Annotated in this window: 24 protein-coding genes; 5 read left to right on the top strand and 19 right to left on the bottom strand. The window is 35.5% G+C overall.

Annotated features, from left to right (window positions below):
- Nucleotides 1–47 precede the first annotated feature (47 nt).
- The 5 genes from ACNQGJ_RS02690 to ACNQGJ_RS02670 all read left to right on the top strand — a co-directional run bounded on the left by ACNQGJ_RS02690 (nucleotide 48) and on the right by ACNQGJ_RS02670 (nucleotide 7430).
- Nucleotides 48–644, top strand: a complete 597-nt coding sequence (locus tag ACNQGJ_RS02690; RefSeq protein ID WP_417970324.1) for a TetR/AcrR family transcriptional regulator — start codon at nucleotides 48–50, stop codon at nucleotides 642–644.
- Nucleotides 644–2008, top strand: coding sequence for a TolC family protein (locus ACNQGJ_RS02685; protein ID WP_417970326.1), 1365 nt, complete (start codon nucleotides 644–646; stop codon nucleotides 2006–2008). Before ACNQGJ_RS02690 ends, ACNQGJ_RS02685 begins: the two co-directional genes overlap by 1 nt.
- A 5-nt stretch (nucleotides 2009–2013) precedes the next feature.
- Nucleotides 2014–3075 (top strand): efflux RND transporter periplasmic adaptor subunit, encoded by a 1062-nt coding sequence (locus ACNQGJ_RS02680; protein ID WP_417970328.1) that lies wholly within the window; start codon nucleotides 2014–2016, stop codon nucleotides 3073–3075.
- A gap of 79 nt (nucleotides 3076–3154) precedes the next feature.
- Complete coding sequence (locus ACNQGJ_RS02675; RefSeq protein ID WP_417970330.1) at nucleotides 3155–6331, top strand: efflux RND transporter permease subunit; 3177 nt, start codon at nucleotides 3155–3157, stop codon at nucleotides 6329–6331.
- A 445-nt stretch (nucleotides 6332–6776) separates the two neighbouring features.
- A complete protein-coding gene (locus ACNQGJ_RS02670) occupies nucleotides 6777–7430 on the top strand; it encodes a hypothetical protein (protein ID WP_417970332.1) in 654 nt (217 codons plus the stop codon).
- Nucleotides 7431–7732: 302 nt separating this feature from the next.
- On the opposite strand, the gene ACNQGJ_RS02665 is transcribed toward ACNQGJ_RS02670, so the two are convergent.
- The 19 genes from ACNQGJ_RS02665 to ACNQGJ_RS02575 all read right to left on the bottom strand — a co-directional run bounded on the left by ACNQGJ_RS02665 (nucleotide 7733) and on the right by ACNQGJ_RS02575 (nucleotide 24500).
- Nucleotides 7733–8716, bottom strand: coding sequence for a Gfo/Idh/MocA family protein (locus ACNQGJ_RS02665; protein WP_417970334.1), 984 nt, complete (start codon nucleotides 8714–8716; stop codon nucleotides 7733–7735).
- A gap of 141 nt (nucleotides 8717–8857) precedes the next feature.
- The gene (locus ACNQGJ_RS02660) at nucleotides 8858–9574 is read right to left on the bottom strand and encodes a DsbA family oxidoreductase (RefSeq protein ID WP_417970336.1); all 717 of its coding nucleotides are present in this window, start codon (nucleotides 9572–9574) and stop codon (nucleotides 8858–8860) included.
- Between the two features lie 201 nt (nucleotides 9575–9775).
- The gene (locus tag ACNQGJ_RS02655) at nucleotides 9776–11146 is read right to left on the bottom strand and encodes an NADH-quinone oxidoreductase subunit N (RefSeq protein ID WP_417970338.1); all 1371 of its coding nucleotides are present in this window, start codon (nucleotides 11144–11146) and stop codon (nucleotides 9776–9778) included.
- Nucleotides 11147–11159: 13 nt separating this feature from the next.
- Nucleotides 11160–12602 (bottom strand): complex I subunit 4 family protein, encoded by a 1443-nt coding sequence (locus ACNQGJ_RS02650; RefSeq protein ID WP_417970340.1) that lies wholly within the window; start codon nucleotides 12600–12602, stop codon nucleotides 11160–11162.
- Between the two features lie 9 nt (nucleotides 12603–12611).
- Complete coding sequence (gene nuoL, locus ACNQGJ_RS02645; RefSeq protein ID WP_417970342.1) at nucleotides 12612–14495, bottom strand: NADH-quinone oxidoreductase subunit L; 1884 nt, start codon at nucleotides 14493–14495, stop codon at nucleotides 12612–12614.
- A 6-nt stretch (nucleotides 14496–14501) separates the two neighbouring features.
- The gene (gene nuoK / locus ACNQGJ_RS02640; RefSeq protein ID WP_066079401.1) at nucleotides 14502–14822 is read right to left on the bottom strand and encodes an NADH-quinone oxidoreductase subunit NuoK; all 321 of its coding nucleotides are present in this window, start codon (nucleotides 14820–14822) and stop codon (nucleotides 14502–14504) included.
- Nucleotide 14823: 1 nt separating this feature from the next.
- A complete protein-coding gene (locus ACNQGJ_RS02635) occupies nucleotides 14824–15336 on the bottom strand; it encodes an NADH-quinone oxidoreductase subunit J family protein (protein ID WP_417970344.1) in 513 nt (170 codons plus the stop codon).
- Nucleotides 15336–15881, bottom strand: coding sequence for a NuoI/complex I 23 kDa subunit family protein (locus tag ACNQGJ_RS02630; protein ID WP_417958864.1), 546 nt, complete (start codon nucleotides 15879–15881; stop codon nucleotides 15336–15338). The genes ACNQGJ_RS02635 and ACNQGJ_RS02630 overlap by 1 nt, the downstream gene beginning before the upstream one ends.
- A gap of 153 nt (nucleotides 15882–16034) precedes the next feature.
- Nucleotides 16035–16553 carry an ORF6N domain-containing protein gene (locus ACNQGJ_RS02625; RefSeq protein ID WP_417970347.1) on the bottom strand — a complete coding sequence of 173 codons (519 nt, stop codon included), beginning with the start codon at nucleotides 16551–16553 and terminating at the stop codon, nucleotides 16035–16037.
- A 178-nt stretch (nucleotides 16554–16731) separates the two neighbouring features.
- Nucleotides 16732–17784 carry an NADH-quinone oxidoreductase subunit NuoH gene (nuoH, locus tag ACNQGJ_RS02620; protein ID WP_417970349.1) on the bottom strand — a complete coding sequence of 351 codons (1053 nt, stop codon included), beginning with the start codon at nucleotides 17782–17784 and terminating at the stop codon, nucleotides 16732–16734.
- A complete protein-coding gene (locus tag ACNQGJ_RS02615; RefSeq protein WP_417970351.1) occupies nucleotides 17777–18826 on the bottom strand; it encodes an NADH-quinone oxidoreductase subunit G in 1050 nt (349 codons plus the stop codon). Before ACNQGJ_RS02615 ends, nuoH begins: the two co-directional genes overlap by 8 nt.
- Before the next feature lie 56 nt (nucleotides 18827–18882).
- Nucleotides 18883–19257: a four helix bundle protein gene (locus ACNQGJ_RS02610; protein ID WP_417970353.1), complete on the bottom strand. Its 375-nt coding sequence runs from the start codon at nucleotides 19255–19257 to the stop codon at nucleotides 18883–18885.
- 7 nt (nucleotides 19258–19264) lie between these two features.
- Nucleotides 19265–20632 (bottom strand): NADH-quinone oxidoreductase subunit NuoF, encoded by a 1368-nt coding sequence (nuoF, locus tag ACNQGJ_RS02605; RefSeq protein WP_417970355.1) that lies wholly within the window; start codon nucleotides 20630–20632, stop codon nucleotides 19265–19267.
- Nucleotide 20633: 1 nt separating this feature from the next.
- Entirely contained in the window at nucleotides 20634–21164 is a 531-nt protein-coding gene (locus ACNQGJ_RS02600) for an NADH-quinone oxidoreductase subunit NuoE family protein (protein WP_417970357.1), read from the bottom strand.
- Nucleotides 21165–21213: 49 nt separating this feature from the next.
- The gene (locus ACNQGJ_RS02595; protein WP_417970359.1) at nucleotides 21214–22452 is read right to left on the bottom strand and encodes an NADH-quinone oxidoreductase subunit D; all 1239 of its coding nucleotides are present in this window, start codon (nucleotides 22450–22452) and stop codon (nucleotides 21214–21216) included.
- Nucleotides 22453–22487: 35 nt separating this feature from the next.
- Complete coding sequence (locus tag ACNQGJ_RS02590; protein WP_417970361.1) at nucleotides 22488–23009, bottom strand: NADH-quinone oxidoreductase subunit C; 522 nt, start codon at nucleotides 23007–23009, stop codon at nucleotides 22488–22490.
- A 3-nt stretch (nucleotides 23010–23012) separates the two neighbouring features.
- The gene (locus tag ACNQGJ_RS02585; protein WP_417970363.1) at nucleotides 23013–23561 is read right to left on the bottom strand and encodes an NADH-quinone oxidoreductase subunit B; all 549 of its coding nucleotides are present in this window, start codon (nucleotides 23559–23561) and stop codon (nucleotides 23013–23015) included.
- An 86-nt stretch (nucleotides 23562–23647) separates the two neighbouring features.
- Entirely contained in the window at nucleotides 23648–24013 is a 366-nt protein-coding gene (locus ACNQGJ_RS02580) for an NADH-quinone oxidoreductase subunit A (protein WP_417970364.1), read from the bottom strand.
- Nucleotides 24014–24305: 292 nt separating this feature from the next.
- The gene (locus ACNQGJ_RS02575) at nucleotides 24306–24500 is read right to left on the bottom strand and encodes a cold-shock protein (protein ID WP_007137066.1); all 195 of its coding nucleotides are present in this window, start codon (nucleotides 24498–24500) and stop codon (nucleotides 24306–24308) included.
- Nucleotides 24501–24549 lie beyond the last annotated feature (49 nt).

Here is a 24549-nt window from a genome sequence, read left to right as displayed (position 1 = left end):
CAAATTTCAAAATTTTAATACCTCACAACTGATTCAGAGTAAAGAAAATGAAAGAGAAAATTATATCAAAAGCGAGTCACATGTTTTTAAAATTAGGTTTTAAGAGCATAACAATGGATGATATCGCCGGGGAGATGTGCATTTCAAAAAAAACGATTTATAAATATTTTTGTAATAAAGAAATACTAATCGAAGAAAGCACCGCTACGATACACAAAGAAGTTCATCAAATTATTAACGACATTGTTGTAAAAAATTACAATGCCATTGAAGAGAATTTTGAAATCAGAAAGATGTTCAAAGAAATGTTTAAAGCTTCGGTCACCTCTCCTATTTACCAATTAAAAAAACATTATCCAGAAGTATACAACAAGGTAATGTCCCGAGAAATCAATGAGTGCAATGTGACTTTTGAACGAAACATAAGAAAAGGAATTCAAGAAGGCTTATATCGATCAGACCTAAATATTGCCTGTTATGTGCGTTTTTACTACATCCTTATTTTCACCATAAATGAAAGCACAAGTTTTGAAAGAGAATCACAACAAATAGAACTAGAAATTCTAGAATACCACACCAGAGCTATGGCTACAGCTGCAGGAATTATTGAACTCGAAAAACAATTACTAAACTATACCATATAATGAAGAATATAATTTTAATAACGATTTTGAGCTTTGCGCTTTCGGCACAAGCACAAAACTTGAGCAGTACTGCCGCGAGACCAATAAAAACACTGACTTTAAAAGAGGCCATCAACTACGCTTTAGCGAACAAAGCCGATGCCAAAAAAGCAAAACTGCAGGTAGAAAATAGTGAATATCAAATTCAAGAAGTGCGCTCACAAGCGTTACCTCAAATAGCAGCAAATGGGAATTTAACCTACAACCCCGTAATCCAGACCACCGTTATCGATGGAGCAGGATTTGGCGCTCCCGGAACAACGATTCAAGCTGCTTTTGGTCAACCCTGGATTTCAACGGCCGGTGTATCTTTGACACAAGCTGTATTCGATCAAACCGTTTTTATAGGTTTGAAAGCGGCAAAATCCACTCGAGAATTTTACCAAATTAATGAACAATTAACCGAAGAACAAGTTATTGAGCGCGTGGCGAATAATTATTATCAAGTCTATGTTCAAAGACAAAGACTAACGGTTATTGACAGTACGTACAACAACACAATTAAAGTAAGAAATATTATCAAAGGCCAATTTGATAATGGTTTAGCAAAAAAAATTGATTTGGATCGAATTGTAGTAAAGATGTCAAATATCAATACGCAACGTCAACAAGTTTTGAATGCAGTGCAAATTCAAGAAAACGCACTTAAATTTTACATGGGAATGCCCATTGAAACTGAAATCGAGATTCCTCAAACTGCCTTTGAAGTGAGTCCTCAACTACTGTCAGAAGTTCCAAATACGGCAAACAGAACGGAATATTTGCTTTTGAAGAAACAAGAACAACTATTAAGCTATCAAAAAAAGGCAGTTGAAGCGGGTTATTATCCCACACTATCATTGAACGCAGGATACAATTATATTGGTCAGGGTCCAAAAATGCCGATAGGAGCAAAGCCAGCTGATGGTGTGTATTGGTCGGATTTCTCTTCAATTGGTTTGAATCTAAAAGTGCCCATTTTTACTGGATTTAGTACTCGTGCCAAAGTAAGACAGGCCGATGTTGATTTGAGGATCATAAAAGAAGACCTAAACGATACAAAATTATCGCTTGATTTGGCTTTCGCCAATGCAAAAACGCAAATTGACAACAGTTTAATCACGATCAACAATCAAAAAGTGAATGCACAATTAGCCAAAGAAGTATTAGACAATACCAGAAACAATTATGTTCAAGGACTGGCTTTTTTAACTGATTTATTAGATGCTGAAAACTCATTGACCGAAGCTCAAAACAACTATACATCTGCAATATTAGAGTACAAATTAGCAGAAATACAATTAATAAAATCAAAAGGCGAATTAAAAACACTTATAAATAACTAACGAAAATGAAAAAAAATATACTAATAATAGTGGCAATCGTAGCAACTTTAGGCGCTATCGCGTATACTTTAAGTAATAATAAAAAAGAAAACGAAGCAAAGACCGCTATTGTAGCGGATAAAAATGCCAGTGTCTCTGTTAAAGTTGCAACCGTTAAAATCGAAGAAGTTTCTCTTGATTTTTCTGCCAATGGAAATTTTGCACCACTACAAGAATTAAGTTTTTCTGCAGAGAAGCCAGGAAGAGTAGTACGTGTTTTAGTTGACGAAGGTGACCGCGTACGCATTGGTCAAACTTTGGCAATTGTGAGAAGCGAGCAAATCACTTCTGATTTACAAACTGCACAAGCTTCTTATCAAAATGCATTGACGGATTACAGCCGTTTTGAAAATGCTTTTAAAACTGGAGGGGTGACTAAGCAGCAAGTAGATCAGGCCAAATTAAATTTGGTTACTTCAAAATCACGATTACAACAAGCAAAAGTGAATATTGGTGACACCAATATCAAAGCTACAATTAACGGAATTGTAAATAAAAAATACATTGAACCAGGTTCTGTTCTTGGGGCTGCAACACAAATGTTTGACATTGTAAATGTCTCAAAATTAAAACTGAAAGTAAATGTTAACGAAAATCAAGTTGCAGCTTTAAAATTAGGCAATACGATTAGCGTTACAGCAAGTGTGTATCCTGATGCTACATTCTCTGGAAAAATCACCTTTATAGCGCCAAAATCGGACGCGAGTTTAAACTTCCCGGTAGAAATAGAAATTGCTAACAATGCTGCAAATGATTTGAAAGCTGGAATGTACGGAACTGCTGAATTTGCTTCAAACCAACAAAAACAATCGTTGATGATTGTTCCTAGAGATGCCTTTGTCGGAAGTGTGAGCAGCAACGAAATATTTGTAATCGAAAACGGGACGGCAAAACTAAAAACAGTTACCGCAGGACGGATTCTTGGTGATAAAGTAGAAATTTTAAATGGACTTTCAGATGGTGAAACGGTAATCGTAACAGGTCAAATAAACCTTCAAGATGGATCTAAAGTGCAAGTCATAAAATAAGTCTTACAGTCGAAAGTCTTAACATCATAAAGAAACCGCTTAAAGCCTAAAGCTTAAAGCCTAAAGCAAAGAAAAAAAAATGAAATTAGCAGAAATATCCATAAAACGTCCGTCATTAGTCATCGTATTATTTACGATTCTAACGCTAGGAGGACTGTTCAGTTACAGCCAGTTGGGCTACGAATTAATTCCAAAATTCGAAACCAATGTAATTACCGTTGCTACAATTTATCCCGGAGCTTCGCCAACTGAAGTAGAAAACACAGTTACAAAAAAAATTGAAGATGCCGTAGCTTCATTAGAAAATATCAAAAAATTAGACTCTAAATCATACGAAAGTTTGTCTACGGTTTCTATCACTTTGAATTCTGGTGCCAATGTTGACATTTCGATGAATGATGCACAACGCAAAATAAATGCCGTGATTAGTGATTTGCCGGACGATGCAGAAGCACCATCTTTAACTAAATTCTCCTTGAGCGATTTACCAATTATGACTATTGGTGCCAACGGAAAAATGGATGAGGCTGCTTTTTATGACCTAGTAGATAAAAAAATATCGCCAATACTTTCTCGTGTAGCCGGTGTGGCGCAAGTAAATATAATTGGTGGACAGGAAAGAGAAATTCAAGTTAATCTTGATGCAGTGAAAATGCAAGGGTACGGACTTTCGGTTCCGCAAGTACAACAAACCATTTTAAGTTCCAATCTTGATTTTCCAACCGGAAATATTCAAACCAGGGAACAAAAAATCTTAATTCGCTTGGCTGGAAAATACAAAAATGTTGAAGAATTAAAAAACTTGGTTGTATCATCAAAAAACGGAGTTCAAATTCGTTTAGGCGATATTGCTGATGTTCAGGATACCCAAAAAATCACTGAAAAAATAGCGCGCGTCGATCAAAAAAGCGCTATTATTTTACAAATCGTAAAACAATCGGATGCGAATGCAGTTGCTGTAAGTGAAGAATTATTGAAAGCAATCGCAACTTTGGAAAGCGATTACAAAACTACCGAACTTAAACTTGAAGTTGCAAAAGACAGTACCGTTTTTACTTTAGAAGCAGCGGATTCTGTAGTGCATGATTTGCTAATAGCAGTATTTTTAGTTGCTTTTGTAATGTTGTTTTTCTTGCACAGCATCAGAAACTCGTTGATTGTAATGGTTTCTATACCCGCTTCATTAATTGCAACTTTTATTGGTATTTACTTATTGGGTTACACACTGAATTTAATGAGTTTGCTGGGATTATCGCTTGTTGTTGGTATTCTTGTGGATGATGCAATTGTAGTATTGGAAAATATTTACCGACACATGGAAATGGGTAAAAGCCGAATTCGAGCTTCCTATGATGGAACTGCCGAAATTGGTGGAACAGTAACCTCCATCACATTAGTAATCGTGGTTGTGTTTTTACCAATTGCAATGAGTTCAGGATTGGTTTCTAATATTATTACACAATTTTGTGTGACCGTAATTATATCAACGTTGTTCTCTTTGTTGGCTTCATTTACTATAATTCCATGGTTATCCTCTCGTTACGGAAAATTAGAGCATATTGAAGGTAAAAATGTTTTTGGAAGAGTTATTCTTGGATTTGAAAGTTACCTAACTCGATTCATCAACTGGATATCCGGCTTGTTGACTTGGAGTTTGGATCATTATAAAACCACCTTGGCAGTTGTCTTGGTATTGTTTTTTGGCTCAACAATAGGATTAATGGGTGGAGGATTCATTGGCGGTGAATTTTTTGCAGCATCAGATAGTGGTGAGTTTCTAGTTCAAATAGAACTACCAAAAGACGCTTCCTTAGAGCAAACCAACTTTATGACCCAAAAAGCAGAAGCATTCTTAGAAAAAGAAGAATATGTAAAAAGTCAAATTACCACCGTGGGTCAAACCAGTGAAGGTTTAGGAGCATCACAAGCCACCGCTTATAAATCAGAGATTGACGTAAAAATGATCGATCAAAAAGATCGTTCTGATGAAGCCTCTGTATATGCGGCGAAAATAAAACGTAAACTGGAAAAAGTATTGGTTGGTGCAAAAGTAAAAACCGTACCCGTGGGTCTTTTAGGAACTGCCGAAGATGCAACTTTAGGACTAATCGTAACGGGCTCATCTCTGGAGAGCGCGATGGCTTTTGCCAAACAGGCCGAAGCTGAATTATATAAAATTCCTGGTGCTACTGAGATCAGATTATCGGTAGAAGATGGAAATCCAGAAATCAATGTACAAGTTGACAGAGATAAAATGGCATCACTTGGCTTAAGCCTACAAACCGTAGGAATGACCATGCAAACGGCTTACAGCGGAAATACGGATGGAAAATTTAGAGCTGGTGAATACGAATATGACATCAACATTAAATACAATGCTTTTGACCGAAAAAGTATTAATGATGTCAGTAACTTAATTTTTATTAACGACAGAGGTGAACAAATCAAATTATCACAATTTGCCACGATAAAAGAAGGTTCTGGTCCTAGCCAATTAGAACGTAGAGACAAAACGGCATCGGTTACTGTAAAAGGACAAAACGTAGGAGTTCCAGCAGGAACAATTGTTACTCAGTGGCAAGAAAAACTGGACAAAATCAAAAAACCAACAGGTGTCAACTACATTTGGGGTGGAGATCAGGAAAACCAATCAGAGGGTTTTGGAACATTGGGAATTGCGTTGTTAGCCGCCATTATCTTAGTTTACCTTGTAATGGTTGGATTGTACGATAGTTTTGTTCACCCGTTTGTGGTATTGTTTGCTATTCCGCTTTCGTTTATCGGAGCAATGTTAGCACTGGCCTTAACTAATAACACTTTGAACATATTTACCATTTTAGGTATCATTATGTTGATTGGTTTGGTATGTAAAAATGCAATTATGCTTGTGGATTACACCAATCAGCGAAGAGCAGCAGGTGAAACCATAAGAACAGCATTAATCCAAGCGAATCATGCGCGTCTTCGTCCAATTTTGATGACCACTATCGCAATGGTATTTGGTATGTTTCCCATCGCATTAGCTAGCGGAGCTGGAGCAGAATGGAAAAACGGTTTGGCGTGGGTTATTATCGGAGGATTGATTTCGTCCCTATTTTTGACCTTGATTATTGTTCCTGTAATTTATGAAATCATGGAAAAATTAATTACGAAATTCTCTAAAGGAGAAAAAGTTGATTATGAAGCTGAAATGGTTGCTAATTATGACCACATCGAACTAAGTGAAGATGGTTTTAATCCAAAACATACACTTTAAAACATAATAGATTTTAGAATATAGAACCTGTCCTTTAATTTGGACAGGTTTTTTTCATTGTTCCCGTATCAGTCATCGAATTTACTTTAACTCTGATATAAAAAGTAGCCAACAAATTTCCATTAAGCTCTCTGTTCAAATCAATGATGGCTCCTTTATTAGCATTATTAAATTGCTAAAAACACAAGAAAAACTATCAAGCAAATCTGGAATTATTGTAAAAGCTCCTATTAGAAGCTTTTACATAAAAATATTTTTTATTTTTTTTTAAATAGCAAATAATTGATTTTAAGTCAATTATGCATTTCCAACCCCTTCTTAACCTAAAATTACCAAACTACCGTTCTACTCTTTGGCATACTACTTGAATATACCTAATCAAATAAGTAAAAAAAAGCGAAAGCCGAAAAGCTCACGAGTAGGCAAAATTCAAAATAGAAGTATCATGAAAAAAATTACCCTTTTAGTAGCTAGTATCTTCGTATTTGGAGGTAGTGTAGCGAATGCAGCCGAAAAAACAGATGTCTCTGTAGAAAGAAGATCTCCTGTGAATTTTAGAGAAACTGAACCAATTGTGTTCACAGAAAGAGGAATTGAATTCTTCATATTCCCTGACGGACAATTTGATTTTAATACACGTCCGTCAACGAGTTCAACTGGAGGCATGTATTATAAAGCCCACAAAAAAAATGGTTTTAATAAAACGTACGGTGCGCCCACAAATGGTAGGAACGAAAATTATGGCGTAAAAGTAGAACATGATAATATGGGCAGAGTTAGACGTATTGGAAATGTTTTCATCAACTATGACGCAAATGATAGAATCAAACGTGTAGGTTCTGTTTACATGACTTACAACCGTTATGCTTTGGAACGTGTGGGTGGTTTAGAAATCATTTACAACCGTCGTGGCCAAATTGTTGATATTGTTGGCGCGGTAAAAGGTGGTAGAGGTTATGAATACAGCCAAAACGACAATTGGAATACCGATTATGGTGATAACCAAAACTCGAATGATGAGAGTTACTACTATTACAGAACAAATGGTGCAAAAGCTAAAATAGTTGATAACGCCACAATTGTACTAAATAGAAGATAGTTAATTAATTAGTTGTAAATAGTTTGTTTGAAATTCCTGCTGGTATTTGTATCAGTGGGAATTTTTTTTTGAAATTATCTTGCCCAACTTTTACACAACATTTGTTGTCGCACTTTCCGTGATATTTGAATAAAATTTAATTAAAGTACTTTTTAACATGATACAGATACGGTTGAAATAGCGTGTAACACTAAAGCAAATACCAAGATAAGTACTTTTAGGTCGAACTTAAAAAATTGTAATCGTCAAAAAACTTTCTTTTTTGAATAGCGTTATTTTTTGGCGTATGACTTTTTCAAACCCTAAAGATTCCCAATAATTTTGTCCATGACCCAACTTGTATGAGCTCCCGTCAAACCTGTGGAAGGATGCTTGCTGTTCCCTAGAAGCTCTTCTCTCATTTGCTTTACATGATGCAATTGAATGTTTTCAGGATGTTCAATCACTAATCTAGTTTCTCCTTGTTGATTAGAAAGCACTATGGGATCGTTTTCAAATACCGAAAAAGTTATCTTTCCTTTGCTGCCATAAATCTCCACTTTATCTTCACGTTCATAACAACCAAAATTCCAACTTCCAGAGCCCGTAACGCCTGAGTCATGAACCCAGCACGCAGTAGCGGCATCTTTAGCCGAATATAATCCTTGTTGATTGAGACTGATCCCTGAAACATCTTTTATATTTCCCAAAAGATGCGTGAATAAATCCAGGCCATGACTCGCTAAGTCATCAAAATAACCGCCTGTAGCGACAGTGACGTCAGTGCGCCAATTGTATTCGCCTGATAAATCCATAGAACTTGCAGGTTTACTCAAATGCCATCTTATGTGCCTGATTTCACCAATGCAATCTGTATCCAGCCACGTTTTAATTTGCTCAAAACGAGGTAGCGTACGCCTGTAATACGCTACAAACAAAGGAATATTTTTGGTTGCAAAAGCATTATAAATTGCGAGACTTTCTTGGTAATTTGGAGCCAAAGGTTTTTCGATACAACAAATTTTACCGGCTGCAGCCACCTTAAGTCCGTACAATTTATGGACATCAGGAGGTGTGGCAATGTAAATCGCATCAATCTCAGGATCATTGATCAGATCATCGGCATTGCTGTAATACTTGCTTATGCCGTGTCTTTTAGCATAATCAGCAGCTTTATCCGCATCTCTTCGCATTACTGCCACTACTTTAAAACCTTCCGTTTTTTGATACGCGGGGCCACTTTTCAGTTCAGTAACATCTCCACATCCCAATATTCCCCAACGGATTACTTTAGTACTTTCACTCATAATTACTGATCTTTCACTGCTTCCGCTGATTAAACGCTATTGTAAATGTTTTGCATTATAATAAAACCACTAATAAATTAAGCTTCACAAAGCCGTAAATCTATACGACACTTAATTTATTAATGGTTTGTAATGTTATTTCTAATTACATCCGTCGATTCCACAACTGCCTGAATCAGTACCGTTCAGCAGCGTTACTTTCGAATCAAATTTACCTTCTTCCCATACTTTTTCGAGTGTTTTTACAAATGTTTCCACATGTTGGGCTCCAGAAACAGCATATTTGTTATCGAACACAAAAAAGGGAACTCCTTGAACACCTACAGATTGCGCTTCATTAATATCCTGTTGCACTTCATTTCCGTAAGCGTCAGAATGGAGTACTTCATCAATAGCTTTAGCATCTAGTCCTGCTTCCAGTCCTAACAGTTTCAACGTATTCAAATCATTAACGTTCTTGCCATCGGTTAAATATGCTTTAAACAGTAACTCTTCCAAAACATCCGCGCGTTTGTGTTTTTTAGCCAAATGTAATAATCGATGCGCATTAAACGAATTGGCTAAAATCGATTTTTCAAAATGAAAATCCAGTCCTGCATTTTTAGCATTTTCGGTCATACTATCCATCATCTCTTGTGCCCATGTGGTATCTTTTCTGTATTTCTCTGCCAAATGCTCGACCATATTGTCCTCCGGAGAAGCTACAAAACCAGCGTCTAACTGAAAACTTTTCCATTCAATTTCGACAGCATCTTTATGTTCAAAAAGAGCTAAAGCACCTTCTATTCTTCGTTTTCCTATATAACAATACGGACACATAACATCCGACCAAATTTGTATTTTTAGTGTATTTTCCATCTTCTTTTATTTAGTAAATGATTAAATATTTGTATATACAAATTTACTTAATTCAGTTCTGAAATTTATGGGTTTTAGTATTAAATTATCGATACCTGAATAGTAAATATTTATTAAAATCAACGGAATAAAAACACTTGAATCCAAAAAAACCATCAAAATTGCTCTTGATGGTTTTCCTTATATTTTTTAAGCTTTGGCTTACGCTAATAAATCCAACACTAAAGAAGGGAACAACCCTAATGCGATATTCAACACAATCGATATAACAGCTACGGCATAAATAATAACCGGAGTTCCTTTCCGTTCTTCGTTTGGTTCTTTGGTATACATCGCTAAAATTAATTTGAAGTAATACCCAATGCTTATAACAGAATTCACCACTGCTACAATTACTAAAGCTAAATAACCCGCTTGAATGGTTTGATCAAACAAAACAAACTTAGCAAAAAATCCGCCAAAAATTGGTATTCCACCCATAGAAAGTAGTGCGGCCGTAAGAATGGCGGCTAACAATGGGTTGGTTTTTCCTAAACCGTGGAAATTCACAATATCTTCATTATCCCTATTTTTACAAACGTATAAAATCACACTAAAAGCCGCGATTCCAGATAAAGAATACGCTGAGGCATAATACAACAAACTACTTGCTGATGTAGACAAACTCAACAAAGTCATCAACATAAAACCAGCATGTGAAACTCCTGAGAAAGCCAACATACGTTTAACATTTGTTTGTCTCAAAGCCATAATATTACCAACCGTCATCGAAGCCATAGATATCACGACTACCATAATTTTGAACGATTCAGAAATATCAGCATTCATTACTGACAACAATTTGTACAAAGTCGCCATAGCAACTACTTTCACTAAAGTGCTCATCAATGCAGTTGTCAACGTGGGAGAACCTTCGTAAACGTCCGGCGCCCAGAAATGAAATGGTACTGCCGCCACTTTAAACAACATCCCTATTGTTACCAACACAATTCCTATGGGGAACCAAATTGGCAACTCAGCCGATTGTGATAATTCGCTAATTTCAGTAACATCAAAACTTCCCATGGCTCCATAAATTAAACAGATACCAAACAAAATAATTCCCGAAGCAAAAGATCCCATTAAGAAATATTTCATTCCCGCTTCGTTACTTTTTAAATTCATACGATCACTTGCCGCTAGGATATAAAGTGCGATTGATAATACTTCGATTCCTAAAAAGAACATCGCTAAGTTTCCAAAAGAAACCATCGCCACTGCTCCTGCCAATAAAAATATTTTTATGGCAATAAAATCTGATATTCTTGACTGATGATTTTCGTAAAAATTATGTCCTAAAGCGACTAAGAAAATAGTCAGCACAATAAACAAACAAGAGAATGTTGTTGAAAATTTACTTACCGCAATCATATTGTTGTAATAACTTTCTGTTGAATTGAATTCACTTATGGTTAAACCAAGAACCCCTAATAATCCTAAAATTGTTATTGGAACAATGGCTTTCCTTAAATTAAATATTTCAAATAAAAGGCATAAAACACCTAATCCTATTATAGCTATTAATGTATTCATTTTTTTATTTGACTTAGTTAATTCGGTTTATTTGAGTTAAAATTTCTTCCAGACTTGGCGTAATCAAATTGGTAATTGGTTTTGGATACATTCCAAAAAAGAATAAAACACCAATTATTAACAGCAATGATATTCCTTCGTTGACAGTTACATCAGCAAAAACTTTTGAATTGGTTTCTCCCAACATCGCATGTTGAAACATTTTCAACATATAGTACGCCCCTAAAATTATAGTTGTTCCTCCTGCAAAAGCAAACCAAATATTAATCTGGGAAAGACTGTATAAAACGGTAAATTCTCCAATAAAGTTAAAAGTACTAGGCAAAGCGACTGATGATAAAACTAAAATCAAAAACATCGAAGCGAATTTTGGTGTTTGGGTACGGATTCCGCCCATTTCGGCAATGGTTCTGGTTTCATATCTTCTGAAGATAATTTCGGCAACATAAAACAATCCGACAACTACAAATCCGTGTGCAATCATTTGTAAAACCGCACCACGCAATCCGTCTAATGTCAATGTGTAGGTTCCTGCCGCAATTAAACCAACGTGAGCTAAAGAAGAATACGCTAATAATTTCTTTAAATCCTTTTGTTTCAAAGCCACGATAGATCCGTAAATGACACCTGCAATTCCAATTCCAATAAAGATATTCATATATTCTTTGGCAGCCAATGGTGCCAATGGCAATTGCCAACGAATAACGCTATACAATCCCATTTTTAGCATAATACCCGATAAAAGCATGGTACCAACAGTTGGTGCCTTTTGATACACATTTGCTTGCCAAGTGTGGAAAGGAATTAATGGAATCTTAATCGCATACGCTAAAAAGAACGCTAGGAATATCCACAATTGCTCGGTTGCTGATAAATTTAATTTATATAAATCTTCAATTAGGAAGCTACCCGCTTTTTGATACAAATAAACAAAAGCAACTAACATGAACAATGAACCTGCCAATGTGTAAATAAAGAATTTAACTACTGCTTTTCTTCGTTCTTCCACATCGCCATTACCCCAAATTAAGGCAATGAAATAAATAGGTATTAATGATAATTCCCAAAAAATGTAATACAAAAGCCCGTCAGAAGCAATAAATGTTCCCGCCATAGCAAATGACATAAACAAGATTAGTGCATAAAATGATTTTGAATTTTTATAATCATTTCCAAAAGAAGAGAAAATAATAATTGAAGTCAGTACCGTTGTCAACAAAAGCATCGATAACGATAGTCCATCCGCTTTCAAAGCAAAAGAAATATTAGGTTTCGTAATCCACTGACTGATATAACTTATGTTTTCACCTAAATTATAGTGATTTAATAATACAATAGTACAGCCTGCAGCAGCTAAACTAAAGAACAGTGCCACTTTTGGAGCTAATGAATCGCTTGCAAGAAATGTTGCAAACGCACCAACTAAAAGTATAATTAATATTAGAGATACATTCATAGTATAAAATTATTGAGCTAAAAATAAATAAGAAACAATGGCACAAAGCCCTAGTACGAAAAACAGAAGGTAAAGCCCGATACTTCCGTTTTGAATTTTCTTTCCTTGAAAACTTATTTCATTGGTTACTTTTCCGAATCCAAAAACTAAAGCCGACAAACCTGTTTCTAAAGTATCTCTGAAAAAACGAGACAAGAAATTAATCGGTTTAACAAAAATCGAGTCATAAAATTCATCAACATAATATTTATTGTACAGCACTTTCGAAAAGCCAGTAATACCAGCATCTTCTTCCGGAACTGTATTTTGTTTGATGTATTTGGCGTAAGCAAAACCGATTCCTACTAATCCGCCTGCAACGGCAACGGCCATCAAGATATACTCTGTAGTTCCTAAATGGTGTTCAGCGTTTGCTAATTTTGGTAAAATAGGAGTCAAATACTCGTTCAACCAACTGTTTCCTGGCAAACTAATCATACCTCCTATAGTAGCCAGAATCGCTAAAACAATTAAAGGAATGGTAATTAAAGAGGGACTTTCGTGCAAATGATGTTTCTGTTCTTCGGTTCCTCTGAATTCTTGGAAGAACGTTAAAAACATCAAACGGAACATATAAAAAGCAGTCATTATAGAAGCAACCGAAGCCACAACCCATAACGAAATGTTAGCTTGAAAAGCCACTAACAAGATTTCGTCTTTCGAGAAAAAACCGGAGAACAATGGAACTCCTGAAATTGCTAAAGAAGCAATCAACATCGTTGCAAACGTAATTGGCATTGCTTTTTTCAAACCACCCATCTTGCGCATGTCTTGTTCTCCGTGCAACGCATGAATTACAGAACCTGAACCTAAGAACAAACAAGCTTTAAAGAAAGCGTGTGTGATGACATGGAAAACAGCTACTTCATATGCTCCTAATCCTAAAGCCAAGAACATCAGTCCTAGTTGAGAAACAGTCGAATACGCCAAGACTTTCTTGATATCGTTTTGAACCAATCCAATAGTTGCAGCAACTAAAGCAGTTATAGCTCCAACTATAGCAATTATCGATTGAACATCTGGAGTCAAATCAAACACGAAATTTAATCTGGTAATCATAAAAATCCCTGCAGTTACCATCGTAGCCGCGTGAATCAATGCTGAAACTGGTGTTGGACCTGCCATCGCATCCGGCAACCAAGTATACAATGGAATTTGTGCTGATTTACCACAAGCTCCAATAAACAACGCGAAAGCGGCGACAGAAAGCCAATACAGATCAAGATCAGTTGCACCGGCAATAGCCATTTCCAAAGTAGCATAATCTAAAGTCGAAAATAAATTTCCCAAAATGAAAATTCCAATTAACAACCCTAAATCACCAATACGGTTCATAATAAAGGCTTTCTTGGCGGCGTCATTAAATTCTTGGTTTTTGTGCCAAAAACCAATTAAGAGATATGAACAAAGACCTACGCCTTCCCAACCAATGAACATCACTAATAAGTTGCTTCCTATTACTAACGTAATCATGAAGAATATAAACAGGTTCAAATAGGCAAAAAACTTGTGCATATTTTCATCATCGTGCATGTAACTGATCGAGTACAAATGAATTAAAGATCCAATTCCGGTTACAAAAAGCAGCCATAAAACTGACAATTGGTCCAATTGAAATCCGAAATCAACTTTGAAAGTACTGATTTCAATCCAATCAAAAAGCGAAATATAAATTCCTTCTGGTTGCGCGGCAATTCCGCCGAAGAAATAAGCAGTCGCAATAAAAGAAACCACAACTGACAGGGTTCCTATTATTCCTGATAGCGATTTTCCAAGGCTTCTGCCAAAGAAAACATTGATTAAAAATCCTAAAAAAGGAGCAAGAACTAAAACTAAAGCTATATTGGTATTCATTTCCATTTATCCTTTTAAGTTTTTTAAATTATCGATAGTAATTGAACCTAAATTTCTAAAAATAGAAACCAGAATTGCTAATCCTACCGCAACTTCTGCTGCAGCAACAGCCATAGAGAAGAACACAAAAACTTGTCCTTGCGCATCTTGATGATAGGTCGAAAATGCTACAAACAATAAATTTACTGCGTTCAGCATAATTTCAATCGACATAAATACGATAATAGCATTTCGTCTATAGAGCACTCCGAATACGCCAATACAAAAAAGTATTACGCTCAGGAATATATAATTTTCAATACCGATGTGGTTTAAAATATTGTTCATCTTATTTTTGCAATTTTTCTTTTTTAGACAATAACACCGTTCCAATCATAGCAACCAAAAGTAATATAGAAGCAAATTCAAAAGGAACCATATATTCATTCAGCAGTATTTTACCCAATACTTTTATCGATTGATAATCCTCGCCGGTAGATACATATTCTCCAACAATAGGTTTAGAGTTGATGAAAATGGCAATCAATACCAAACAAATCAAGCAAAAAGAAACAATCGCTCCTAATCGCGTAATTCTAGGGCGGTGTACTTCTCTTTCTTCATTTAAATTCATCAACATAATAGTAAACAAAAACAAAATCATAATCGCTCCAGAATACACAATAATGTGGACAATCGCCAAGAATTGAGAATTCAATAATAGATAATGACCTGCAATCGAAAAGAAGCAAATCACCAGATAAATAGCGCTATGAATCGGATTTTTGCTAAAAATTGTCAAAAATGCAGTTGCTAATGTGATAGCAGACAAAACACAAAAAATTATAAGTATGGTAGACATTAATTAGCGTTTTTAAGTTGAGCGTTTTTCATTGCCATTTCAAGAGGCATGACCAATTTGTCTTTTCCAAAGATAAAATCTTCTCTCTCATAACTGGAAGGAACCAATACTTTAGAAGTCGTCAGGTAAATTGCGTCTTTCGGACAAGCCTCTTCACACAAACCACAAAAAATACAACGCAACATATTGATCTCATATATCGACGCATATTTTTCTTCTCTATACAAATGTTTTTCGTCTGCTCTACGCTCTTCAGCCTTCATTGTTATGGCCTCCGCAGGACAAGACAACGCACATAAACCACAAGCCGTACAATTCTCACGACCTTCCTCGTCGCGTTTCAACATGTGCTGACCACGATACACAGGACTCATTTCACGTACTTGCTCCGGATATTGAATCGTTACTTTTCTGGTGAACAAATGCTGAATCGTAATTATCAAACCTTTGACAATCGCAATAAGATACATTCTTTCCCAAAAAGTCATCTCCTTATTAGAGACCAGCTTTTTTCTTCCCGATAAGGATATACTTTCTATTGACATTTTTTATTTTTATTTGAAGCTTACTCCTGCTATTCGTTTCAATCTTTTATCCTGAACTTGTTTCAGGATCCTGAAACAAGTTCAGGATAAAAGGATTTCCACTGCTATCAGGGCTAGGGCTTTTTCGGTATTATTAATGTTTATTTTTTAATTCTAATTTTTGTATCCAATTTTATTCCTTTCTATTTTATTGTCTTGTTTTTCCATCAATTCATCCAAATAAGTAAAAACCAATTCAATATTTTTATCGTGATTCGTCAACTTCTTTTTTATTTCTTCGATTTCTAATTTTACACTTAGATTGTTGTTTATAATCTCCCGCAAACTTACAAATATCTCTATTATTTTAATGCTCATCTGAGTGGCTCTTACACTTTTTACAACATTAGACAATTGCAATATTCCATGTTCTGTAAAGGCATGGGGCAATTTTCGAACTCCTCCCCAATTTGAAGTCGCAATTTGCGACTTCAAGATTTCAAATTCATTTTCGCTTAATTGAAACATAAAGTGCTCAGGAAATCTCAATGCGTTTCTTTTAACTTGTTCGTTTATTCTTTTGGTTTCAACGTTATAAAGTTCTGCCAAATCTCTGTCTAGCATCACTTTTGCGCCTCTAATAAAATAAATCTTATTAGTTATTACCTCGTTCGGTATAATAATCTCATCCATAAAAGATCACTTATTTAAAATCGACTAATTTTTTAATCCATTTCTGAACGGGTTGCAAAATGCAACCCTTTATATATCCTTTTTAACTGGCCGCAAATTGCATCCGTATTTTTATTTTATCAAGGTGTCGCAAATTGCGGAACCTTAAGTTTTTTCTTATCCCATCTAATCTTAAATCCTAAAATCCTAAATAAGTAGCAATTTCTGCTCTCAAAATTACAATTCCGGTGATGATAATATTAATGATCGCCAATGGAATTAATATCCTCCAACCCAAATGCATCAGTTGATCGTATCTGAATCTTGGAATAGTCCAACGAACCCACATATAGAAAAATATGAATCCACATAATTTTATAAACAAAGCACCGAATCCTAAAACATTGGCAATATTTACCCCCCAATTTTCAACAACCCAACTCATTCCAGGATAATTATAACCTCCAAAGAATAAAACCGCCAAAATCGTAGAGGAAATAAACATATTCGCATATTCAGCAAATAAATAGAATCCCATTTTCATCGATGAATATTCGGTGTGATATCCTCCAATAAGTTCTGTTTCGCATTCCGCTAAGTCAAAAGGTGTTCTGTTTGATTCTGCAAAAGCACAAATTAAAAATATAATAAAAGATAACGGTTGGTAAAATACATTCCAATTCATTCCTGCTTGTTGTTCAGAGATCTCTCTTAAACTTAGAGTTCCAGTCATCATCAATAATGCAATTATGGACAATCCCATGGCAATTTCATACGATACCATTTGCGAAGCAGCTCGAACGGCACCAATCAATGAAAATTTATTGTTCGACGCCCAACCACCAATCATAATTCCATAAACACCCACTGAAACAACACCAAAAAAGTATAATAATCCAATGTTTAAATCAGTGGCCTGCAGTAAAATATCTCTTCCAAACAAATGCAGCCGGTCTCCCCAAGGAATTACGGCACTCGTCATCAAAGCGGTACTCATAGCTATTGCCGGACCTACAAAAAACAAAAATCGGTTTGGCGTGTTTGGCTCAAATTCTTCTTTCGAAAATAATTTTAAACCATCGGCAAGTGGTTGAAACAATCCAAAAGGACCCGCTCTATTCGGTCCAACACGATCTTGAAGCCAAGCGGCCACTTTTCGTTCAGCCCAAGTGGAATACATTGCCATTAACATTGTCAAAGCAAAAACTACAACAATAATGACACTTTTTTCTATGATAATAGTACTATCCATTATTACCCAAGCTTTTTTGATTAATAATGTCTTCTTCGGTCAATGGAATTTCGGCCATGCTTATTTTCTTGCGGTCTTCTTCTCTACCTAAAAGGATATGATCTTCGGTAGCGATTTCTACTTTTTGCAATTTTCTGTTGTATTTATTTTGATTTATTACCGAATCTTTTTCGAACGCTCTCGGTCCTTCAATAGTCCAATCAGTAATTTCTTTATTATCAAAACGACATCCATTACAAATAAATTCGTCTACTTCATGGTACTCATCTTTTCTTCCGGTAACACGTTGAATTTCGTCACCAAACATCCAAACGGTAGTTTTTCCAGAACAAGTAGGGCAATCTCTGTGTGCGTTATAAGGCTTATTGAACCAAACTCTAGATTTAAATCGAAACGTTTTGTCTGTTAAAGCTCCTACAGGACATACGTCAATCATATTTCCAGAGAACTCATTGTCGATAGCTTTTGAAATACAAGTCGATATATTAGAATGATCGCCTCTGTCCATCACTCCATGTACACGATCGTCAGTCAATTGATCCGCTACCATTACGCAACGGTAACAAAGAATACAACGGTTCATGTGCAATTGAATATTTGGACCAATGTTTTCAGGTTCAAAAGTTCTTTTTTCTTCGACAAAACGAGTTTCTGATTTCCCGTGTTCAAAGCTTAAATTTTGCAGATCACACTCTCCTGCTTGGTCACAAACCGGACAATCTAAAGGGTGATTGATCAATAAAAACTCGGTTACAGATTTTCTGGCTTCGGTTACTCTTGGCGAAGATTTACTATTCACTTCCATTCCGTCCATACAACCAGTGACACAAGATGCCATTAATTTAGGCATTGGTCTTGGATCAGCTTCACTTCCTTTGGCAACTTCCACTAAACAACAGCGGCATTTTCCACCACTTCCTTTTAGTTTAGAATAATAGCACATTGCCGGCGGAACTACTTCTCCACCTATCATACGTGCTGCCTGCAGGATTGTTGTTCCTGGTTCTACTTCTATGCTTTGACCGTCTATGGTTACTTTCATGTTTAAAGTCTTAACGTCTTAAAGTCAAATGTTTTAAAGCCGAATACATTTCGACCTTACTTCTTTTGACAATCATTTAAATATTTTATAAATCCACTTAATAATTTTGATATATCCGAAACATTTAAATATAATTCATCGAATTCTATCTTTGAAATATAGTTTAAATCTAATGCTAAATATAATTGCGACCTTACTTCGGCTGCCGATGCTTTTGATACAAATAAAAAATAAATAAACTCCTTATCTGTATTCCTTTCAAATCCTTCAGCAATATTTGAAGAAATTGAAATTGATGCTCTTCTTATTTGTCTAACTAAATCAAAATCTTTTTTAAAAATTATATTCTCTGTTATTTCATAGATTCTTTTATTAAATAATCTAGCTTTTTGCCAAGAATTAATTTCTTCAAACGATTTAAATTTCCCCATTCTTTCTTTACATTATGACTTTCGACTTTAAGACATTGAGACTATTAAAAGGCTCAGCAACAAAATGATCTCTATTTTTTATTTTTTCCGGGAAACGAATATGGTATTCAAACTCATCTCTAAAGTGACGAATTGCTGCTGCCACTGGCCAAGCTGCCGCATCACCTAAAGGACAAATAGTGTTTCCTTCAATTTTGCTTTGAATGCTCAACAGCAAATCAATATCTTCTTCACGACCGTGACCATTTTCTATTCGGTGCAATACTTTTTCCATCCAGCCTGTTCCTTCACGACAAGGGGAACATTGGCCACAACTTTCATGATGGTAAAAACGGGAGAAATTCCAAGTATTACGAACGATGCACGACGTATCATTATAAACGATAAACCCACCTGATCCTAACATCGATCCAGTTGCAAATCCACCGTCACTCAATGATTCGTAAGACATCAAACGATCTTCGCCAGCGGCAGTTTTATAAATTAAATGGGCAGGTAAAACGGGAACAGAACTTCCTCCCGGTACAAATGCTTTTAAAGGTCTGTCAGAACTCATTCCGCCTAAATATTCATCCGAATTCATGAATTCGTAAACACTTAATCCCAATTCAATTTCGTAAACACCCGGGTTTTTGACATGCCCAGAAGCTGAAATTAATTTAGTTCCCGTAGAACGTCCAATACCAATTTTAGCATATTCTGCACCTAAATTATTCACAATCCATGGCACAGCAGCTATTGTTTCTACATTATTTACAACCGTTGGATTTGCCCAAAGTCCTGAAATGGCAGGAAATGGTGGCTTGATACGAGGATTCCCTCTTTTTCCTTCCAACGATTCAATCAACGCAGTTTCTTCACCACAAATATAAGCACCAGCACCACAATGAACATAAAGTTCTAAATCGTAGCCTGAACCTAATATATTTTTACCCAAAAATCCAGCAGCTTTTGCTTCATTAATGGCTCTTTCTAATATTTTATAAACCCACATATATTCCCCACGAATGTAGATGTATGAAAGGTTTGCACCCAATGCATAACTGGAAGTTATCATTCCCTCAATCAATAAATGAGGAATAAATTCCATCAAATAACGGTCTTTGAAAGTTCCTGGCTCAGATTCATCCGCATTACAAACTAAATGTCTTGGTTTTCCTGATTTTTTATCGATGAAACTCCATTTCATTCCTGCAGGAAATCCAGCACCACCACGGCCACGCAATCCGGAAGTTTTCACTTCTTCGACAACCTCGTCTGGCGTTAATGTCTTTATGGCTTTTTCTACTGAAGCATAACCCCCGTTTTGGCGGTACACTTCGTAAGTTCTAATTCCCGGAACATTTATTTTATCTAATAATATTTTTTGTGACATATTATTTATCGTGTACTATTATTATATCGTTTTTGCAATCCGCAATTAATTGATCAATCTTTGCTTCCGTCAAATGCTCTTTATAAAAATCTCCTAGTTGCATCATTGGTGCGTATCCACAAGCACCTAAACACTCCACACCTCTTACTTCAAATAATCCGTCAGCAGTAGGTTCACCTACTTTGACTCCTAATTTTTCACAAGTATAATCCATTAAATCTTCCACTCCATTTAAACAACACGAAGAAGTTTGACAAAATTCGAACATGTATTTTCCAACTGGTCTTTGGTTGTACATCGTGTAAAACGACACAACTTCGTAAACTTCAATTGGTTTAATCAAAAGGATTTCGGCTACTTTATTCATTAATTCAATACTCAACCAATTGTCGTGAGCATCTTGAACTTCATGTAAAACTGGTAATAATGCCGATTTTCTTTTGTCTTCAGGATAATGACTAATCAATTCATTGATGCGATTCATCAATGTTTCGGTCATTTTTATTTCTTGTTTGTGATAAGTTCTTTCCATTTTTTTTAAATCTGAAATCTAAAATCGTTAATCAACAATCTGATATCTTTTATGCATCTAACTCTCCGGCAATAACATTTAAACTTGACAAAATAACAATTGCATCCGATAGCAATGAACCTTTAATCATTTCCGGATACGCTTGATAGTAAATAAAACAAGGTCTGCGAAAATGCAACCTATAAGGTGTACGACTTCCGTCCGTTACCAAATAAAAACCCAGCTCTCCGTTTCCACCTTCCACAGGATGGTATATTTCAGCAACTGGAACAGGAATTTCTCCCATTACAATTTTAAAATGGTATATCAACGATTCCATACTGGTGTAAACATCTTCTTTTGGAGGAAGGTAATAATCCGGAACATCCGCATGGAAGTCATTTCCTTCCGGCATTTTTGCCAATGCTTGACGAATGATACTCAAACTCTCCCAAACTTCGGCATTACGAACACAAAAACGATCGTAAGTATCGCCTGATTTTCCAACAGGAATTATAAAGTCAAAATCTTCGTACGAAGAATACGGTTGCGACACACGCACATCATAATCAACTCCGGCAGCACGTAAATTTGGACCGGTAAAACCGTAAGCCATAGCTTGCTCGGCTGTTATCGCTCCTACATTTACCGTTCTGTCAATAAAAATTCTATTTCTTTCGAATAAGTTTTCAAATTCTTTCCAAGCTGCAGGAAATTCTTCTAAAAACACATCTAATTTTCTAAAAGCTTCTGGTGACCAATCTCTTTCGAAACCACCAATTCTTCCCATATTAGTTGTCAAACGAGCTCCACAAATTTCTTCATAGATTTCATAGACTTTTTCTCTAAATTGGAACACATATAAAAATCCGGTATACGCTCCGGTATCAACACCAAGAATTGAATTACAGATAATATGATCCGTAATTCTGGCTAATTCCATTACAATAACTCGCAGATATTGCGCTCTTTTAGGAACTTCAACATCCAGCAATTTTTCTAATGTCATCCACCAACCCATATTGTTTATAGGCGACGAACAATAGTTCATTCTATCAGTAAGAGGAGTGATTTGGTAAAAAGGGCGATTTTCCGCAATTTTTTCGAACGCTCTGTGAATATAACCAATGGTTGGTTCCGCTTCAAGAATTCGTTCTCCATCCATCAACAATATATTTTGAAAAATACCGTGTGTTGCTGGGTGAGTAGGTCCTAAATTTAGAATTGAAAGTTCGCTCCCATCTTCATTTAATTGCGCTGCAATTCTTTTAGCATAGCGATGCTCTGGTGGTAATAATAGTTCTGACATTTATTTAATGTGAAAAATTATAATAATGAGTATTTTTAATAATTGTCGGTTGTTCGTCCAAAGAAACGGTCATCTTTATCCGTTCTTCCGCTATCTTCCATTGGAAATTCTTTTCGCATTGGAAAAGAAATCATTTCATCCATATTCAAAATACGTTTCAACTGTGGATGACCAATGAAATTTATTCCATAAAAATCAAACGTTTCTCTTTCCATCCAATTTGAACTTAAGAAAATGTTTGATATCGATTTTATTTCTGGGTTTTCCCCGTTGATAAATGCCTTGATTTTAATCCTTTTGTTTTCGTACCAATTGTGCAAATGATACACAACAGCAAATTGATGATCAACATCATTGTCAGGATAGTGAATCCCACATAAATCAGTTAAAAAATGAAAACGCAATGTTGGGTCGTTTTTCAAAAAAAGAATTACCGCCGTAATTTTGTCAGCAGCGACTTCAAATGAAAATATATCTTTTTCCTGTTTGAATTCAAAAACAGCCAAATCAAATGTTTCGACTAATTTTTCTTGAATTTGTATTGTTTCTAGCGCCATTATTTATTTGATATTATATGAAGCCAATAATTCTTGGTACTCCGGAGAACTTCTTCTTCGCACCGATTCAGTTCTTACTAATTCCTGCAATTTCATAACACCATCAACAATTTGTTCTGGTCTTGGAGGACAACCAGGAACATATACATCAACCGGAATGACTTTATCAATTCCTTGCAAAACAGAATAGGTGTCAAAAATTCCACCAGAACAAGCACAAGCACCCACTGCGATTACCCAACGAGGTTCTGACATCTGCTCATAAACCTGTCGTAAAATAGGTGCCATTTTTTTAGATATTGTTCCCATTACCATTAGCATATCTGCTTGACGAGGAGAAAAACTCACTCGTTCCGAGCCAAATCGAGCCAAATCATAATGCGAAGCCATCGTAGCCATAAATTCAATCCCACAACAAGACGTTGCAAAAGGCAATGGCCATAATGAATTTGCACGAGCCATCCCCACAACATCATTCAGTTTTGTAGCAAAGAAACCTTCACCAACAACACCTTCTGGAGGGGCAACCATATTTATATTTGAATCACTCATTTTTTATTATTTTGAATTATAAATTTTGAATTATAAATTATAATGAAACCATTTAAAATTTAGAATTCAGCCTTTAAAATAAATCTTTATTCCCACTCCAAAGCTTTCTTTTTGATGATGTAGAAAAACCCCACCAAAAGCAGAAGCATAAAAATTACCATTTTAACCATTCCTTCCATTCCCAACTCCTTAAAATTAACAGCCCATGGGTACAAGAAAATTACCTCAACGTCGAACAAAACGAATAATATGGCAACTACAAAATATTTTACTGAAAATGGAATTCTTGCGTTACCAACGGATTCAATACCGCATTCGAAGTTCTTATTTTTGATTTCAGAAGTTCTTTTTGGACCTAATTTTCCAGAAATGAATATTGTTCCTACAACAAATCCTACAGCTAAAATGAACTGCATTAAAATAGGGATATAATTTAATTGATCGGATTGCATAGCACGTATTTTTTGAATGAGAATGAGCGACAAAGATACCTTTCAAATTATTAAATAACAATTAAAACTTAAAAATACATCTGAACTATATCGTTGTAAATTTACAATTTTTATTAATTATAAATAAGGAAAGTTTTTAATCTTGGGAAGTGTTTAACGTTTATAAAAAGTAACAATCGTAAAAAGAAGGATCATTGATGTTGAAAACTATTAAATGTTTAAAACAAAAAAACGTTCCGAACTAAATCGGAACGTTTTAAACATTCGTAGGCAAAAAAATAATTTTTTCTGCTTAGATAACTGCTACTTTCGCAGCAACTTTTCCTTTTCTTCCTTCTTCTTCTTCATAGCTAACTCTGTCACCTTCGCGCAATTCTTCCGCGTTGATTCCTGATGCATGAACAAAAATGTCTTTTCCTGTTTCTTCGTCTGTAATGAATCCGTAACCTTTAGATTCATTGAAAAATTTAACTGTACCTGTACGCATTGTAATAGTAATAATAATTTATAATGGAGCAAATGTAATATTTAATATA

The sequence above is a fragment of the Flavobacterium cryophilum genome, from assembly GCF_048286555.1.
In the GTDB taxonomy this organism is placed as follows: Bacteria; Bacteroidota; Bacteroidia; order Flavobacteriales; family Flavobacteriaceae; genus Flavobacterium.
This window is presented reverse-complemented; position numbering and strand designations above follow the sequence as displayed.

Excerpts from the sequence above, each read along its gene's own strand:
- ACNQGJ_RS02690 (WP_417970324.1), top strand. The coding sequence starts at position 48 with ATGAAAGAGAAAATTATATCAAAAGCGAGTCACATGTTTTTAAAATTA.
- ACNQGJ_RS02685 (WP_417970326.1), top strand. The coding sequence starts at position 644 with ATGAAGAATATAATTTTAATAACGATTTTGAGCTTTGCGCTTTCGGCA.
- ACNQGJ_RS02680 (WP_417970328.1), top strand. The coding sequence starts at position 2,014 with ATGAAAAAAAATATACTAATAATAGTGGCAATCGTAGCAACTTTAGGC.
- ACNQGJ_RS02675 (WP_417970330.1), top strand. The coding sequence starts at position 3,155 with ATGAAATTAGCAGAAATATCCATAAAACGTCCGTCATTAGTCATCGTA.
- ACNQGJ_RS02670 (WP_417970332.1), top strand. The coding sequence starts at position 6,777 with ATGAAAAAAATTACCCTTTTAGTAGCTAGTATCTTCGTATTTGGAGGT.
- ACNQGJ_RS02665 (WP_417970334.1), bottom strand. The coding sequence starts at position 8,716 with ATGAGTGAAAGTACTAAAGTAATCCGTTGGGGAATATTGGGATGTGGA.
- ACNQGJ_RS02660 (WP_417970336.1), bottom strand. The coding sequence starts at position 9,574 with ATGGAAAATACACTAAAAATACAAATTTGGTCGGATGTTATGTGTCCG.
- ACNQGJ_RS02655 (WP_417970338.1), bottom strand. The coding sequence starts at position 11,146 with ATGAATACATTAATAGCTATAATAGGATTAGGTGTTTTATGCCTTTTA.
- ACNQGJ_RS02650 (WP_417970340.1), bottom strand. The coding sequence starts at position 12,602 with ATGAATGTATCTCTAATATTAATTATACTTTTAGTTGGTGCGTTTGCA.
- nuoL (WP_417970342.1), bottom strand. The coding sequence starts at position 14,495 with ATGAATACCAATATAGCTTTAGTTTTAGTTCTTGCTCCTTTTTTAGGA.
- nuoK (WP_066079401.1), bottom strand. The coding sequence starts at position 14,822 with ATGAACAATATTTTAAACCACATCGGTATTGAAAATTATATATTCCTG.
- ACNQGJ_RS02635 (WP_417970344.1), bottom strand. The coding sequence starts at position 15,336 with ATGTCTACCATACTTATAATTTTTTGTGTTTTGTCTGCTATCACATTA.
- ACNQGJ_RS02630 (WP_417958864.1), bottom strand. The coding sequence starts at position 15,881 with ATGTCAATAGAAAGTATATCCTTATCGGGAAGAAAAAAGCTGGTCTCT.
- ACNQGJ_RS02625 (WP_417970347.1), bottom strand. The coding sequence starts at position 16,553 with ATGGATGAGATTATTATACCGAACGAGGTAATAACTAATAAGATTTAT.
- nuoH (WP_417970349.1), bottom strand. The coding sequence starts at position 17,784 with ATGGATAGTACTATTATCATAGAAAAAAGTGTCATTATTGTTGTAGTT.
- ACNQGJ_RS02615 (WP_417970351.1), bottom strand. The coding sequence starts at position 18,826 with ATGAAAGTAACCATAGACGGTCAAAGCATAGAAGTAGAACCAGGAACA.
- ACNQGJ_RS02610 (WP_417970353.1), bottom strand. The coding sequence starts at position 19,257 with ATGGGGAAATTTAAATCGTTTGAAGAAATTAATTCTTGGCAAAAAGCT.
- nuoF (WP_417970355.1), bottom strand. The coding sequence starts at position 20,632 with ATGTCACAAAAAATATTATTAGATAAAATAAATGTTCCGGGAATTAGA.
- ACNQGJ_RS02600 (WP_417970357.1), bottom strand. The coding sequence starts at position 21,164 with ATGGAAAGAACTTATCACAAACAAGAAATAAAAATGACCGAAACATTG.
- ACNQGJ_RS02595 (WP_417970359.1), bottom strand. The coding sequence starts at position 22,452 with ATGTCAGAACTATTATTACCACCAGAGCATCGCTATGCTAAAAGAATT.
- ACNQGJ_RS02590 (WP_417970361.1), bottom strand. The coding sequence starts at position 23,009 with ATGGCGCTAGAAACAATACAAATTCAAGAAAAATTAGTCGAAACATTT.
- ACNQGJ_RS02585 (WP_417970363.1), bottom strand. The coding sequence starts at position 23,561 with ATGAGTGATTCAAATATAAATATGGTTGCCCCTCCAGAAGGTGTTGTT.
- ACNQGJ_RS02580 (WP_417970364.1), bottom strand. The coding sequence starts at position 24,013 with ATGCAATCCGATCAATTAAATTATATCCCTATTTTAATGCAGTTCATT.
- ACNQGJ_RS02575 (WP_007137066.1), bottom strand. The coding sequence starts at position 24,500 with ATGCGTACAGGTACAGTTAAATTTTTCAATGAATCTAAAGGTTACGGA.